At 63.4% G+C, this 14,902-nt stretch carries 9 protein-coding genes and 1 pseudogene; 7 read left to right on the plus strand and 3 right to left on the minus strand.

Annotation, left to right across the window (positions count from 1 at the left end):
- Together JOZ76_RS12070 and JOZ76_RS12075 are read left to right on the plus strand one after the other, a co-directional pair.
- Positions 1 to 2,553: pseudogene (locus JOZ76_RS12070) on the plus strand (DNA-directed RNA polymerase subunit beta'); the annotation flags it as partial.
- A 293-nt stretch (positions 2,554 to 2,846) separates the two neighbouring features.
- Positions 2,847 to 4,034, plus strand: a complete 1,188-nt coding sequence (locus JOZ76_RS12075) for an alpha/beta hydrolase family protein (RefSeq protein ID WP_291698853.1) — start codon at positions 2,847 to 2,849, stop codon at positions 4,032 to 4,034.
- Between the two features lie 112 nt (positions 4,035 to 4,146).
- On the opposite strand, the gene JOZ76_RS12080 is transcribed toward JOZ76_RS12075, so the two are convergent.
- A complete protein-coding gene (locus tag JOZ76_RS12080; RefSeq protein ID WP_291698854.1) occupies positions 4,147 to 4,686 on the minus strand; it encodes a MarR family winged helix-turn-helix transcriptional regulator in 540 nt (179 codons plus the stop codon).
- 387 nt (positions 4,687 to 5,073) lie between these two features.
- Between JOZ76_RS12080 and JOZ76_RS12085 the strand changes: the two genes are divergently transcribed.
- The gene (locus JOZ76_RS12085; protein WP_291698855.1) at positions 5,074 to 6,645 is read left to right on the plus strand and encodes a porin; all 1,572 of its coding nucleotides are present in this window, start codon (positions 5,074 to 5,076) and stop codon (positions 6,643 to 6,645) included.
- A 293-nt stretch (positions 6,646 to 6,938) separates the two neighbouring features.
- On the opposite strand, the gene JOZ76_RS12090 is transcribed toward JOZ76_RS12085, so the two are convergent.
- A complete protein-coding gene (locus JOZ76_RS12090) occupies positions 6,939 to 7,079 on the minus strand; it encodes a hypothetical protein (protein WP_291698856.1) in 141 nt (46 codons plus the stop codon).
- A gap of 208 nt (positions 7,080 to 7,287) precedes the next feature.
- Between JOZ76_RS12090 and JOZ76_RS12095 the strand changes: the two genes are divergently transcribed.
- From JOZ76_RS12095 to chrA, 3 genes are all read left to right on the plus strand, one after another.
- On the plus strand, positions 7,288 to 9,342 hold the full coding sequence (locus tag JOZ76_RS12095) for an FAD-dependent oxidoreductase (RefSeq protein WP_291698857.1): 2,055 nt from the start codon (positions 7,288 to 7,290) through the stop codon (positions 9,340 to 9,342).
- Between the two features lie 252 nt (positions 9,343 to 9,594).
- Entirely contained in the window at positions 9,595 to 11,529 is a 1,935-nt protein-coding gene (locus tag JOZ76_RS12100) for an ABC transporter ATP-binding protein (protein ID WP_291698861.1), read from the plus strand.
- The gene (chrA, locus tag JOZ76_RS12105; RefSeq protein ID WP_291698858.1) at positions 11,526 to 12,749 is read left to right on the plus strand and encodes a chromate efflux transporter; all 1,224 of its coding nucleotides are present in this window, start codon (positions 11,526 to 11,528) and stop codon (positions 12,747 to 12,749) included. Before JOZ76_RS12100 ends, chrA begins: the two co-directional genes overlap by 4 nt.
- 12 nt (positions 12,750 to 12,761) lie before the next feature.
- Here the strand turns inward: chrA and JOZ76_RS12110 are convergent, their stop codons facing one another.
- Positions 12,762 to 13,952 carry an FAD-dependent oxidoreductase gene (locus tag JOZ76_RS12110; RefSeq protein WP_291698859.1) on the minus strand — a complete coding sequence of 397 codons (1,191 nt, stop codon included), beginning with the start codon at positions 13,950 to 13,952 and terminating at the stop codon, positions 12,762 to 12,764.
- Between the two features lie 711 nt (positions 13,953 to 14,663).
- Here JOZ76_RS12110 and rpsL point away from each other — a divergent pair.
- On the plus strand, positions 14,664 to 14,902 hold a 239-nt coding region (rpsL, locus tag JOZ76_RS12115), incomplete at its 3' end, for a 30S ribosomal protein S12 (protein WP_291698860.1).

A 14,902-nucleotide genomic window follows, 5' to 3' on the forward strand; every position in this document is an offset into this window, starting at 1 on the left:
ATCAAGTATCGCTGGGAAGGCATGGGCGAGGACGGCAAGCTGGCCAAGCGGTGGATCGAAACCACCGCCGGCCGCGTCATGCTCGGCAATCTCCTGCCGAAGAACGCCAAGGTCCCGTACGAGATCATCAACAAGCTGATGACCAAGCGCGAAATCTCCGGTGTGATCGACCAAGTCTACCGCCATTGCGGCCAGAAGGAGACGGTGATCTTCTGCGACCGCATCATGGCGCTCGGCTTCTACAATGCGTTCAAGGCCGGCATTTCGTTCGGCAAGGACGACATGGTGGTGCCGCACGGCAAGTGGAAGATCGTCGATCAGACCCGTGCGCTGGCGAAGGATTTCGAGCAGCAGTACAATGACGGCCTGATCACCCATGGCGAGAAGTACAACAAGGTGGTCGACGCCTGGTCGAAGGCCGCCGAAGAGGTCGCCAAGGAGATGATGAAGGAAATCTCCGCGACCAAGAAGACGCCGAAAGGCGCGGATGCCGACATCAACTCGATCTACATGATGGCGCATTCAGGCGCGCGCGGTTCGCCGGCCCAGATGCGCCAGCTCGCCGGCATGCGCGGCCTGATGGCAAAACCCTCCGGCGAGATCATCGAGACGCCGATCATCTCCAACTTCAAGGAGGGGTTGACCGTGCTCGAGTACTTCAACTCGACCCACGGCGCCCGCAAAGGCCTTGCGGACACCGCGCTCAAGACCGCGAACTCGGGCTATCTGACCCGCCGTCTGGTCGACGTCGCGCAGGACTGCATCATCACCCAGGACGACTGCGGCACCCATCTCGGCATCAAGATGCGCGCCATCATCGATGCCGGCACCGTGGTCGCCTCGCTCGGCTCGCGCATCCTGGGCCGCGTCGCCTGCGATGACGTGCGCGATCCCGCCGGCAGCAAGGTCCTGGTCAAGCGCGGCACGCTGATGGAGGAGAGTCATGTCGACGCCATCCAGCAGGCCGGCATCCAGGAGGTGAAGATCCGCTCGGCGCTGACCTGCGAGCTCGTCAACGGCATCTGCGGCAAGTGCTATGGCCGCGACCTGGCCCGCGGCACGCCGGTCAACCACGGCGAGGCTGTCGGCGTCATCGCGGCGCAGTCGATCGGCGAGCCCGGCACGCAGCTCACCATGCGCACCTTCCACATCGGCGGCGCGGCGCAGATCAACGAGCAGTCGTTCGTCGAATCGAACTTCGAGGGCAAGATCGTCATCAAGAACCGGGCGATCGCGCGCAACAGCGAAGGTCACCTGGTCGCGATGGTGCGCAACATGGTGGTTGCGGTCGTCGATGCCGACGGCACCGAGCGGGCGACCCACCGTATCCAGTACGGTGCGCGCATGCTCGTCGACGAGGGCGATATGGTCAAGCGCGGCCAGCGGATCGCCGAATGGGATCCGTACACCCGGCCGGTTCTCACCGAGGCGGAAGGCGTGATCGGCTTCGAGGATCTGGTCGAAGGCCAGTCGATCTCGGAGACGCTCGACGAGTCCACCGGCATCGCCAAGCGCGTCGTCATCGACTGGCGCTCGTCGCGCGGCGGCGCGGACCTGCGTCCGGCGATCGTGGTCAAGGGCAAGGATGGCAAGGTGATGAAGCTGTCGCGCGGCGGCGACGCCCGCTATATGCTGCCCGTCGACGCGATCCTCTCGGTCGACATCAACGGCAAGGTCAAGCCGGGCGACATCCTGGCGCGTATCTCGACCGAAAGCGCCAAGACGCGCGACATCACCGGCGGTCTGCCGCGGGTGGCCGAGCTGTTCGAGGCGCGCAAGCCGAAGGATGCCGCGATCATCGCGGAGATCTCGGGCACGGTCCGTTTCGGGCGCGACTACAAGAACAAGCGCCGGATCTCGATCGAGCCGGTCGACAAGACCGAGGAGGCGCGCGAGTACCTGATCCCGAAGGGCAAGCACATCCACCTGCAGGACGGCGACGTCGTCGAAAAGGGCGACTTCATCGTCGAGGGCAATCCGGCCCCGCACGACATCCTGGCAATCAAGGGCATCGAGGAACTCGCAGCCTATCTGGTCAACGAGATCCAGGAGGTCTACCGGCTGCAGGGCGTGCTGATCAACGACAAGCACATCGAGGTCATTGTCCGTCAGATGCTGCAGAAGGTGGAGATCACCGACCAGGGCGAGACCGACATGATCTCGGGCGAGCAGGTCGACAAGATCGAGTTCGACGTGGTCAACGCCAAGGCCAAGGAGGAGGGCAAGAAGCCCGCCACGGGTACGCCGGTGCTGCTCGGCATCACCAAGGCGAGCCTGCAGACCCGCTCGTTCTTCTCGGCGGCCTCTTTCCAGGAGACCACGCGGGTGCTGACCGAAGCGGCCGTCAACGGCAAGATCGATCCGCTCGAAGGCCTGAAGGAGAACGTGATCGTCGGCCGGCTGATCCCCGCGGGCACGGGGGCTTCGATGGCGAGGATCCGCGAGGTCGCGCTGAAGCGCGACAAGCTGATCCTGGACGAGCGCGAGAAGCAGGCCGCGATCGTGCCGAGCGCGCCGGAAGCCGAGCCGCTGGCGTTGCCGCCGGCGGAATGACGGGACCGAACACGACGTCGAAAAGGCCGGCCGCTGCGCCGGCCTTTTTGCTGCGCGGAACCGTTGGCGGGTGGCGCGGAGCAAGGCGTGCCGCGCCGCATCGAAGCGCGAGTTGGGATGCCTATTTGTTGAGTAGCCGCGTATCTGCTACTCTGGATAGGTGCCATCGCTCGCGGCGAGTCACAAAGAAGAGACAGTCCGCCGTAAATTTTCGGCGATGTCGACAGTCTTTCGCCTCAGTGGACTGTCAGTCATACCGCGTTATGCGTGAGCAAGAGTTTCTCGATAAGGTCGTGGCGCGGGACAACGGTCTCGATGTGCATTGCCTTGAGTTCGAAAAGAACCCCGAGGCCTCTTCAGTCTGGCTCGAACGCGAGGATCTGCTGCTTGAGTTCACGCGTCTGGTCGGCGCGGCGCAGGACGGCGGCTCGACCATTGCCGAGTGCGTGAGCACGGCGAACGCCATCGACTTCGCCGATGATGGCTCCTGGCTGAGCGAATGGACTACCATCGCGGATCTCAGCAGTGCACGCGCGGACGCGGCCCTTGCCGAGGGCAAGATCCTGATCGCCAGGAGCAACTGGCTTCGCGCGGTGAACTACTATCAGGCCGCGGCATTTCCCTTCAGCTCCGCGGACCAGGGTTATCGCAGCGCGATCGCGGGCATGCTGCGATGCGCGACGAACTACGTGCACCACGCCGCTCCGCGCGGCGAGATCGTGCAGATCGCCTGGCCGGGCGGCTATCCCCTACAAGGCTATTTCCTGCCAGCGCCGCATACGACCGGCCGCGCGCCGGCCGTGATCTGCATCGCCGAGCCGGGCCAGCGCAAGGAGGAATTCCTCCACAAGGCCGCCGCCCATGCGCGCGACCGCGGCATGGCCATGCTGGCGGTCGACCTGTTCGGCGGCGAGCCGGATGCGGATTTCGAGCAGGTCGTCGGCCGCCGCGATCTCGAGGCGACGGTCGGCCATGTCATGGACTATCTGGTCGAGCGCGACGACATTGACGACACCGGGATCGCGATCCTCGGCGACGGAATGAAGTCGTCCTTCGTGGCGCGCGGGATCGCGTTCGATGACCGCTATGCGGCCGCCGTTTGCGACGGCGGCCTCTGGGACCTGCATGAGCGCGAGTTCCTGCGCGACCGGCTCGCCTCGCAGGAGCCGGGGGTTGTGTTGAGACCGACGCTGAGCCGGGCCGCGCGGAACATCAAGTGCCCGGTCCTGATCCCGGCCGCCGAACGCGGATGGTTGCAGCCCGAGCGAGTGAAGGAACTCTACGCGCAGCTCAAGGCCGAGGGGCGGGACGTCACACTGAAGATCTTCACCACCCGCGATGCGGCGGACCCGGGACATGCCGGCAGCCCGACACCGGCGAGCACGTTCATCTTCGACTGGATCGCGGCCCGCGTCGGGCTTCCAGCGGCGCGGGACGGCCGTCACCGCGGCGCGGCTCTCCGAAGGGCGCGTGATGTCTGAAGCCGGCGGGCGATCGCGCGGGCTGGCTCTGCGCGGGTGAGTTGGACAGTGCGGGCGCGCCGCAATGGCGCCGGACTGCCCTGTGCCTCGAATGATCCGGACGACCGGCGTTTCACATGTCGAGCGTGACCCTCACACAAGCCTTCTCGAGCCGGTTTTGCAGGGCGGCGAGCTTGCCCGTGAACGCCTCGAGTTCGGAATCGTCGAATTCCGCAAAGATGAAGGCATTCAGGTTCGCCTGCTGCGATGCCAGGCCGGCCATATGCTTGTAGGTCTTGTCGGTCAGGGACATCTGCACGACCCTGGCGTCGTCGGCGGAGGTCTTCCGGCGCAAAAACCCCTTCTTCTCCAGGAGTTTTGATTGCGTGGTCACGAACGAGGAATCGACGTGCAGCTTCTTCGACACCACGTTGACCGGCACGCCATCGCCCTGGTCCAGGTCTGCCAGCGCCATCAGGATCATCCATTGCGGACCGCTGACCCCGAGCGTCTGAGCCCAGAAATAGCGCAGTTCCTCAAGGTGAACCCCGATCGCCGCAATCGACCAGGTGAAACGCCTGATCAGGTCCTCGTTCTGATGGGCTGCGCTGCCCCCGATTGCGCTTGCCGCCGTCTCCGGCGGGGTCGCGCTCTTCGCGCCAATCTTTGCCATGGCTTAGTTTCACCCATATGTTGTTCAAAACAAGAAAAAAGGTTGGGTGACAAACTTAATTAAGGTCGAATCTGGCTGAGTGTCGCTCGGCCGCATCACTTGAGCTGTGTGGCGTCAGTTGCAAAAAGGTTACATACGAGCCGCAATCCAATAACTGATCTAATAAAGTATTTTGATTACCGAAGTTGTGCATGCATAGTCGTCAAGACGGTTGGGGGGTTCTCGATCGTCCCGTTGCAGGTGGATCGCTCATGTCTCTCGCGTTCGAAAGCGGGTGGGGGAAGGCGCGAAGCGGCTGGGCGGATTTTTCGAGACGGGAGGGGTCGGACCTTCCTGGGGGAACAGCGGTCCGACCCCTCCCGAACGTAGCAACTTGGAGGTTTACACATGACGATGATTAAGCGCCTTGTCCTCGGCTCAGCGGCGAGTGTTTTCGCCATGGGCGGGGTGCAGGCGGCTGATCTTCCCGTCAAGGCCAAAGCGGTCGAATACGTGAGGGTCTGTTCGCTGTACGGTGCAGGATTCTTCTATATTCCCGGCACCGACACCTGCATCAAGCTCGGCGGCTACCTGCGTGTCGACACCACGTTCAACGGGGGCATCTACGATCAGCCGGCGTGGAGCGGCGATCTCGGCCAGGGCAACCGCTACCGCAATTACTTCGCGACCCGTTCGCGTCTGGCGCTGACGGTCGATACCCGCACGGCCACCGAATATGGCGTGGTCCGCACCTTCGCCCAGGGCGACTTCAACTTCGATACGCTGGGCAACACCACCCAGAACCCGAACGCGCTCGCCACCAATCTCGGCAACAATCCGAACCTGCTGAGCACCCAGGGTGGCGGTTATCTATCGGTCGAAAACGTATTCATCCAGTTCGCCGGCTTCACCTTCGGCAAATCGGCATCGGCCTATTCGACGCCCTGGCAGGGCTATCCGGGCAACAACTCGTCCTTCCTGCTCGGCGGTCAGGACAGCGTCACCGGCGTGAACAACATCCAGTACACGATGCAGTTCGGCAATGGCGTGTCCGGCACCATCGGCCTCGAGGATCCGACCGTGCAGGACCGCACCGCCATCTTCAACCTGTCGACCGGCCTCAATGCCGTCGGCGTCACCGGCAATGCCTATGCCGGCGTGCGCGCGCCCGATATCGTCGGCAACATCCGCGTCGATCAGGCCTGGGGTCTGTTCCAGTTGTCAGGTGCATTGCATAATGTCGATGCGTCCTACAACACGTTGACGGCGACGACCGCCGCCCCTGTCGTGAACTCGGTGCTTTCGGGCCATCCTACCGACAAGTGGGGCGGTTCGGTCATGGCGGCATTGCAGATCAAGAACCTGCCGACCGGCGCTGGCGACGACTTCAAGATCGATGCGAGCTACGCCGTGGGTGACACCAAGAACGTGATCGCCACCTCTGGTCCGTCGCCGAGCTTTGCGATGTTCGGCGGCACCAATCGTGCAGGCGCGTTCCAGAGCATCGGCTTCGGCGCCACGACCGATGCGGTCTATCTGCCAATTGCCGCAGGCGGCACCGGCGATCTGAAGCTGACCACCGCCTATGGCGTCCGTGGTGCATTCAACCACAACTGGGATCCGTACTGGTCGACCAGCCTGTTCGGCAGCGCGTCGTTCGTCCGTTATGGCGGCCAGGCCAACAACATCACCACCGCAATGGGCCAGTTCTGCGCGGCCTACGTCAAGGCGAACGCCGGGGCCAAATCCGCGGACTTCACCTGCAACCCGAACTTCGACGTCTATCAGATCGGCGCGGTGACCCGTTGGACGCCGGTCAAGAACCTGACCTTCTCGGCCGAGGTGATGTACACCATGCTCAAGCAGAACTTTACGGGCACTTCGGTTCTGGCGCCGACCGCACCGGCGGCGGACGCGGTCTATCAGTACAAGAACCAGGACACGGTATCGTTCAACGTCCGCGCCCAGCGCAACTTCTAAATCCCGTGGCCGACAAGCAAGTCCGCAAACCCCGGCAGCTCACTGCCGGGGTTTTTCTGCTGCCTGATCGAAGCAGGTGGCTCGGCGTGTGGAGAAGTGCGTGCCATCACGCCATCGAGCGACCGCTGGTCCCGGCGTCCGCTGAGGCGCAAGGCGCTGGTGATGGCGCGAAGAAAATCAGGCTCCGCTCAAATATCTTATTTACTCAGCTAATCAGATCATATATAAACTCGGTCAAGTAGCCGGCCAAATGGGTGGGCGGCAGCTGACCTACGGGGAGACCAGCCTCTACTTTATGATAAACCTCCAAAACCACCGGCGATGCCCCGCCGGTGGTTTTTGATTTTTGCGGGCCGCAAAATCCCTTTGCGCTGGCGATAGTCCGCGTTGCGGATTGATTGCGCTGGATTTTTGGGCATCATGACTTTGTTCATCTTCCTTTCAGGTGGATTGGCGCTTTTTGCTAGGTTGAAGTGGGGCGCCGGTTGTAAGCAGTTCTTCGCCAGGGCCTGGCATTTTCCTGCGATTCGCGTCCTAAGCTATTGGAAAGGCGTTGGATTCCTGGCGCATGCGCGCTGCAGGGCGCCAACCCCTTGAACTGTTGCCTGCCGCGCCCGGACAGGCCGAGAAAGACGGACTTTGATGCTTGATCTCGCGATCGTTGGCGGCGGCCCCGGCGGGCTGATGAGCGCCTGGTACCTGAAAAGGAAGCTCGGGGAGCTGTGCCGTGTCACCATTTTCGAGGCGTCCGACCGACTTGGCGGAAAGGTCCTGACACGCAAGTTCGATTCGGCGCCCGCGATGTACGAGGCGGGGGTCGCGGAGATCTACGACTACTCGATGACCGGCCCCGATCCGCTGCGCGAGCTGATCCAGCATTTCGGCCTGCAGACCATTCCGATGGATGCCGAGCAGGTGCAGCTCGACGGCGAGCTTTTGAACGACGTTGCGGGCATGCGCCGCAAATACGGAGCGAAGACCGCCGAGGCGATCGAGGCGTTCCGCAACCGCTGCAGCGAACTGGTCTCGCCGATCGAATATTACGAGGGTGTCGGCGCGCACGACAACGAGCACCCCTGGGCCTACGCGACGGCCGAGCAGGTGCTCGACAAGGAGGTCGAGGACGCGACCGCCAAGCGATTCTTCAAGGTGATGGCGCGGTCCGATATCGCGACCGAGAGCCACAATACCAGCGGGCTAAACGCGCTGAAGAATTACGTAATGGACATCGACGGCTATATCGGCCTGTATTCGATCCAGAACGGCAACGAGCAGCTGATCGAGTGCCTGCAGTCCGAGGTCGAGGCCGACATCCAGCTCAATCACCGAGTTCTCAAGGTCGGCAAGACCGCTGCTGGCCGCTACCAGATCAACATGATGAACGGCAAGGGGCCGGAAACCCGTGACTTCGACCTGGTGCTGGTCTGCCTACCGCATTCCTGGCTCGCCACCCTCGGCTGGGAAGGCGAGGTGCTGCGCAAGTCGATGGTCGAGCACGTCGCCTATTTCGACCGGCCCGCGCATTACCTGCGCGTGTCACTCTTGTTCGACACCCCGTTCTGGGGCGAGCGGATTCCGGGCGCCTGGTTCATGTCGGAAGCCTTTGGCGGCTGCTGCGTCTACAACGAGGGCGCGCGCCACGATGTCGGCCGTCATGGCGTGCTGAATTTTCTGATCGCAGGCTCCGATGCGCTGGCCTATGCCAACCTCAGTGATCAGGAACTGATCACGGCAGCCTTGAAGTCGCTGCCGGCATCGCTCGGCGATGCCCGTGCGCATTTCCAGGAAGGCAAGATCCACCGCTGGCTGTCGTCCGTCAACGCGCTGCCCGGCGGCTCGCCGGCCCGCGATGTCATGACCAATCACCGGCCCGAACCGAAGCAGCATCCGGGGATCGTCCTGGTCGGCGACTATTTGTTCGATTCGACGCTGAACGGCCTGCTCGATTCCTCCGATGCCGCCACCGACATCGTCGTCACCGAGATGATGCGGCTGCGCCGGGCCAAGGGGCAGGGCGACGAACTCAAGTCGGACAAGATCGATCGCGACTATTTCGACAATTACCGCGGTCTTGGTCCTTACCACGAGGCCTGGAGCCAGTTCACCGATCCGGACTATCTCGCCGAATTGGTCAGGATCGTCTGGAACAAGGGGAAAGCCTCAAAACTCCTGATCGCAGGCTCGGCTAGCGGTGAACTCGTCGGTGCGCTGCGCGAGCGCGGGATCGACGCCTTCGGCATCGAGAACAACCGCCTGATCCACGAGCGCACGCCGAAGGCCCTGAAGAAGTTCAACAAGCTCGGCTCCATCACCGACCTGCCGTTCAAGGACAATGCCTTCGACATCGTGTTCGAGACCTCGCTGTGCCATGTGCCGGAGAAGCAGGTGGTGCGTGCCGTGCGCGAGCTTCACCGGGTCGCAAAAGTCGGGTTGGTGTTCGGGTCGGTGACCTCGGACATGGCGCCCGCGCTGATCGACCGCTACGACCTGCTGCGCGGCGTCAAGAAGCTCGGCACCTGGTGGGAATGGTCAGAACTGTTCTTCAGCAACGGGTTCGACCTGTCGATGCACCGCCATGACTGCACCGACGAGCTGTGGGCGGCGACGCTTGCCGCCAACAAGGGACCGGGGCAGTGGTACGCGGATTCTGACAGCCTGCGCTATTCGTTCTTCGACAAGGTTGACGACGACGACTGAGCAAGTCCTTGCCTCGACCAATGGGTTTTGCTGAAAGCATGCCAATGGCATAGAATCGTCGTGCAGAGCCCTTGATCGACGGATCTTGATCGACAGATCTTGGGCCACGCGAGCGGTCATGCCGGCCGTGCAGCATCGGTTGGTCGAATGGCGCCAAAGCCCCGCAAACAGAACGAAAAGAAGGCCATCGCAGCCGGCGGCCTGACGGCTGCCAAAGCCGAAGACGAGCAGCTTGTGCCCGGTGGCGCCGCGATGCGCGCGATCGGCGACAAGCAGGTCCCGTCGCCGCCACCCGATGACGATGAAGACGAGGATCTCGACAACGATCTCGAGCTCGATGATGACGAGGAGGATGAGGATCTCGTCGTCTTTACCGCGAAGGAAGCGGCCGGCGCGCTCGCCACCGTCTATCGCTTCGTCAAGCCCTTTCTCGCCAACTACAAGACCATCCTGACGTTCGTCGGCCTCGGCGTGTTGGTCGAGACGCTGTTCAACGTCATCATGCCGCTCAGCCTCAAATTCCTGATCGACGACGCGCTCGGCGAAGAGGATTTCCAGGCGCTCTACACGATCCTCGGCGTGCTGGCATCGGCCGGGATCGTGACCTCGATCGTCGCGGTCTGGTACGAGCGCTGGGACGCGCGGCTGGCCGCTGCTCTGATTTCGGATGTGCGCGGGCGCATTTTCGAGCACGTCCAGGAATTGCCGGCGGCCTATTTCGCCCGCACCAAGCGCGGTGAGATCCTGTCGCGGTTCTCCGTCGATCTCTCGGCCTTCGAAGGCTCGATCAAGGGCTTTGCCAACAGCGCGGCGCTGCCGTTCTTTGAATTGATTGCCGGCATCATCCTGATGCTGTTCTTGAACTGGCAGCTCGCCGCGGTGGCGCTCCTGGTGTTCCCGATCACGCTGATCGGCCCGCGGATCCTCACGCCGAAGGCCGTGCAGGCCAACTACGAACAAAAGCTTAACGAGTCATCGCTGCTCGGCGTCGTGCAGGAAAACATCGCAGCCCAAGCCGTGATCAAGGCGTTCAGCTTGCATCGCAAGGTGTTCGGCTGGTTCAGACTGCGCAACGACGAGGCACGCCACAAGATCGCCGCCGCCTCGTTTCTCTCGACCATGGTGGAGCGGACAGTCACGATCGCGGTGCTGCTGCTGCACCTCGTCGTGCTCGGGATCGGCGCCTATCTCGCGACCAAGGGCCAGATCACGATCGGCACCTTCGTTACCTTCGAGAGCGCCTTCTGGGAGGTCTCCTACAACATCGCCCATGTCATGCACTTCATCCCGGTGTCGATCCAGTCGGCGGCGGCGGTGCACCACATCCAGGAACTTTTGGACGAGCCGACCCGCGGCGCGGATCGCCCGGGCGCCCCGGACCTGCCGCGGGTTACCCACGACATCACCTTCGATCGGGTCAGCTTCGGCTACGAGGGCAGCCCGACGCCGGTGCTCGACGGCTTCAGCCTCAAGCTCGATATCGGCAAGACCATCGCGATCGTCGGCCCCAGCGGCTCGGGCAAGAGCACGCTGCTCAATTTGATCCTGCGCCTCTACGTGCCCGACGAAGGCCGCATCACGATCGATGGCGTCGACATCCGCAAGGTGACCAAGGAATCGCTGCGCCGGAGCATGGCGGTGGTGTTCCAGGAAAACATGCTGTTCAACATGTCGATCCGCGAGAACATCCGCCTCGGCAAGGAGGGCGCGACCGATGTCGAAGTCGAGGAGGCGGCAAAGAGAGCCGAAATCCACCGCTATGTCATGAGCTTGCCCCAGAAATACGACACCGTGGTCGGCGAGCGCGGCGACACCCTGTCCGGCGGCCAGCGGCAGCGGATCGCGATCGCCCGTGCGATCATCCGCAACCCCTCCGTGCTGCTGCTCGACGAGGCGACCTCGGCGCTCGACCAGACCACCGAGGCTGCGATCAATCGCACGCTGTTGAAGCTCGCCGAAGGGCGGACCATGATCTGGTCGACCCACCGCCTCACCTCCGTGGTCGAGATGGACGAGATCATCGTGATTGCCGGCGGCCGTGCGATCGAGCGCGGCTCGCATGAGGAATTGCTGGCGAAGAATGGCGTCTATCGCAAACTGTGGGACGACCAGAGCCACACGCCGCACGGTTCCGCGGCTCAGGCGGCAGACGACGACGATGATGACGATGATGATGAGCACGGATGACTGGCGTCGGAGAGGCGCCGCGGTCCGGACCGGGTGAAAAGGGAGCCGCCCTCGAAGTCCTGCTCGTCTACCTCAAGCTGGGCCTGACCTGTTTCGGCGGCCCGATCGCCCATATCGGCTATTTCCGCGACGAGTTCGTCACCCGCCGGCGCTGGCTCGACGAGCAGGCGTTTGCCGACCTGGTGGCGCTGTGCCAGTTCTTGCCAGGACCTGCGAGCAGCCAGACCGGCTTTGCCATCGGGCTGATGCGGGCCGGCTATCTCGGCGGGCTCGCGGCCTGGACCGGTTTCACGCTCCCGTCGGCAAGCGCAATGGTGCTGTTTGCCTACGGTGCGGGCTCGCTTGGCGGCCCAATCGGGACCGGGCTCTTGCATGGGCTGAAGCTGGTCGCGGTCGCGATCGTGGCGCAGGCGGTCTGGGGCATGGCGCGCACGCTTGCGCCAGACCGCGAGCGGGCATCGATTTCAGCCGTTGCAGCGCTGATCAGCCTGTTCAGCCCGTCCTCGCTGGCGCAGATCGCCGCGATCCTGCTCGCCGGGTTGGCCGGCCTGGTTCTCTGCCGCGGCGCGCCGCCGCCCACGGCCTCTGGCCATGTGATGATGCCGGTGTCGCGACAGGCCGGAATTGCGGCGCTGGCGGCCTTCTCGGTCCTGCTGGTCGGTTTGCTGCTCGTGCAAGGGCAGCTTTCGGCGGGGGCCGACCTGTTCGCAGCGTTCTATCGCTCCGGCGCCCTGGTGTTCGGGGGCGGCCACGTCGTGCTGCCGCTCTTGCGCGAGGCCTTCGTGACGCCAGGCTGGGTCAGCGATGATGCGTTCCTGGCCGGCTACGGCGCCGCGCAGGCGGTTCCCGGACCGCTCTTCACTTTTGCCGCCTATCTCGGGGCGGTGACGAAAGCCGGGCCGAACGGGGTTGCCGGTGCGATCGTGGGCCTGATCGGTATCTTCCTGCCCGGCATCGTCATCCTGATCGGGACGCTGCCGTTCTGGGATGCGCTGCGCACCCGCGCGGGCGCCCAGGCTGCAATGCGCGGCATCAACGCGGCGGTGGTCGGGATTTTGGGCGCCGCGCTCTACGACCCGGTCTGGACCAGTTCGGTCAAGACATCCGGAGATTTCGCTATCGCCCTGATTGGCTTTGTCCTGCTGGTCGCCTGGCGCGCGCCGCCGCTGGTGGTGGTCCTGGTCGGTGGGCTCGGCGGCATCGTCCTGGCACTCATTTGATACCGCAGCGGGTCACTCGGCTGGATGGGGGTGATGCCGGGACTGGGGGCTGGTCTGGAACGGCGCATCGGCTAGTCGCCGGAGCAGGCCGCGGCCCAACCAGTTGCCGAATCGCGCCCAGCGCTGTGCGCGCCAATAGAGCCCGCTGTCGATCGATACCTTGCGAAAATCGTGGGCCTTGGCGTCAGACCACGAATCGCAGGCCCGCTTGACCGGGTCGTCATAGAAGGCAGCGATCTTGGCCTCGCCCATGCCCTCGGTCGCAAGCCAGGCCGGGATGTACACACTGCAGAGCCGCTGGACATCGGTAAAAACCTTGTCGCAGCCGGTCCCCGTGACGGGACAGGTGGTCCTGAAGGCATCTCCGACCAGGACAATGCCGGACTGCCGATAGCCGGTGTTCACATAGAGGTCGGCGGGGCGAATCTTGATCTCGCCCGAGGTTGTAAATGCGCCTGTCAGCCGCTTCAGCCGCGGCAGCGCCGCCTCCAGCGTTTCGACGGGCGCCCGGCGAAATTCCCTGAACCAGGGATCGTCGATCGCGCGATAGACGAACAGGTTGGCTCGCATCCGCTTTCCGATCGGGAACAGGGTGATGTAGGGGATGCGATCGCTGGGCCGCTCGGAAAAATAGGTCATCGCGGGGAACGGGAAAGCGGGGCGGCCGACGGCTACGAGATCAAACCCGATCGACACCGAGTGGCAGGCGCTGACGATCTTTCGCTCGATGCCGAGCGTGTGGCGCAGGCCCACATTGAGGCCGTTCGCGATCACTGCGAGGCGGGCCGAAATAATGTCCCCGTTAGAGAGCGTAATTCGCTGCCGATCGGCGCTCGTGACGATCGATACCGCCTTGCCAATGATCGTCTGCACCGAGCCGGGAACCTCCGCCCGGATCGTATTGACGAGATCGTCGTACATTATCCCGAACTGGAGGCTCGGCGGCTTGTCCAGCAGGATGCCGTAGCGCGCGATCCAGTTCACCCCGTCATGGGTGGCCCGGCGCAGCACGGCGTCGCCCAATCCCGTTTTCGCAAGGCGCGTGATCTGCTCGGCCCCGCCGAGCTTTTCGATTCGGAAATCGGGCGGATAGACCGCATGCGGATCGACCAGGATCGCGGCCACGCCGGCGCGCCCGAGCATCGCGGCCGCCGTCGAGCCGGCCAGACCCCCGCCGATGATTGCAATGTCGGTGTACTTCATCGGGCTCAAAGCCGCTTCGTCCAAGGCTTCCGAGCACAATCATTGCCTCGGGAGAGGCAAACAAAGCCTTATCTTAGCGCCGAAATCGAATTATCATCCGGACGATAATACCCTGACCGGCCATGCCATCTCGAGCGCACCATCCGCCGGGCACCCGGGCGTGAGACAATGTGCTCCAGCGCGATCGCTCGAGCGGCCTTCGCGTCGGGCTGCGGTCTTGAATCGCAGAGGCAAAAGAGCCATTTGCTGCCTGCGTGTTCGACTGTCGTTTCGCCTTGACTTGGCTTTCTACGGCTTATACAAGGCGCGCACTTCACGACAGGCGGTGAGCAACGCCAGCGTCGGAACGGATCACCCGCTCAGCCAGATTTAAGGTTGTCACGGGCACCACCCTCGACGAATGCCGCTCAAACGCTGTCGATCATAGCTAGGCAATGCCAGGACGATTTTAGTTCTCTTGAGCACGTCCTCTTGAGATCGAACTCGGATGCATGACCTTGAGGTCTTGCGGCGGGCGGCGAAAAGCCAACCGCCGGCGGCTTGAGGTCCTCTGTGGCGTCGAAGCGCTTTCCGCTCAGCGATGGGCGGCTGGCGCGATTTCGCTTTGCGTGGGGCTTTTCCACGTGCAAGGCGGCCGGGCGGATACCCCGGACAGGAATTTGCGGAACCGATGACGGTTTCGCGGAAACTTTTGAGAAGGTGAAGGCCAAGATGCCGACGATCAACCAGCTGATCGCAAGTCCGCGCGTTGTGCAGAAGTCGCGCAAGAAGGTGCCGGCGCTGCAGCAGTCGCCGCAGAAGCGCGGCGTTTGCACGCGCGTCTATACGACGACACCGAAGAAGCCGAACTCGGCGCTGCGCAAAGTTGCCAAGGTGCGCCTGACCAACGGCTTCGAGGTGATCGGCTACATCCCCGGCGAGGGCCATAACCTTCAGGAGCACTCGGTGGT

Source organism: Bradyrhizobium sp., from assembly GCF_019244115.1.
GTDB lineage: Bacteria > Pseudomonadota > Alphaproteobacteria > Rhizobiales > Xanthobacteraceae > Bradyrhizobium.

Bases quoted from the DNA above. Each gene is read 5' to 3' on its own strand.
- JOZ76_RS12080 (WP_291698854.1), bottom strand. From the start codon at position 4,686: ATGGCAAAGATTGGCGCGAAGAGCGCGACCCCGCCGGAGACGGCGGCA.
- JOZ76_RS12085 (WP_291698855.1), top strand. From the start codon at position 5,074: ATGACGATGATTAAGCGCCTTGTCCTCGGCTCAGCGGCGAGTGTTTTC.
- JOZ76_RS12090 (WP_291698856.1), bottom strand. From the start codon at position 7,079: ATGAACAAAGTCATGATGCCCAAAAATCCAGCGCAATCAATCCGCAAC.
- JOZ76_RS12095 (WP_291698857.1), top strand. From the start codon at position 7,288: ATGCTTGATCTCGCGATCGTTGGCGGCGGCCCCGGCGGGCTGATGAGC.
- JOZ76_RS12100 (WP_291698861.1), top strand. From the start codon at position 9,595: ATGCGCGCGATCGGCGACAAGCAGGTCCCGTCGCCGCCACCCGATGAC.
- chrA (WP_291698858.1), top strand. From the start codon at position 11,526: ATGACTGGCGTCGGAGAGGCGCCGCGGTCCGGACCGGGTGAAAAGGGA.
- JOZ76_RS12110 (WP_291698859.1), bottom strand. From the start codon at position 13,952: ATGAAGTACACCGACATTGCAATCATCGGCGGGGGTCTGGCCGGCTCG.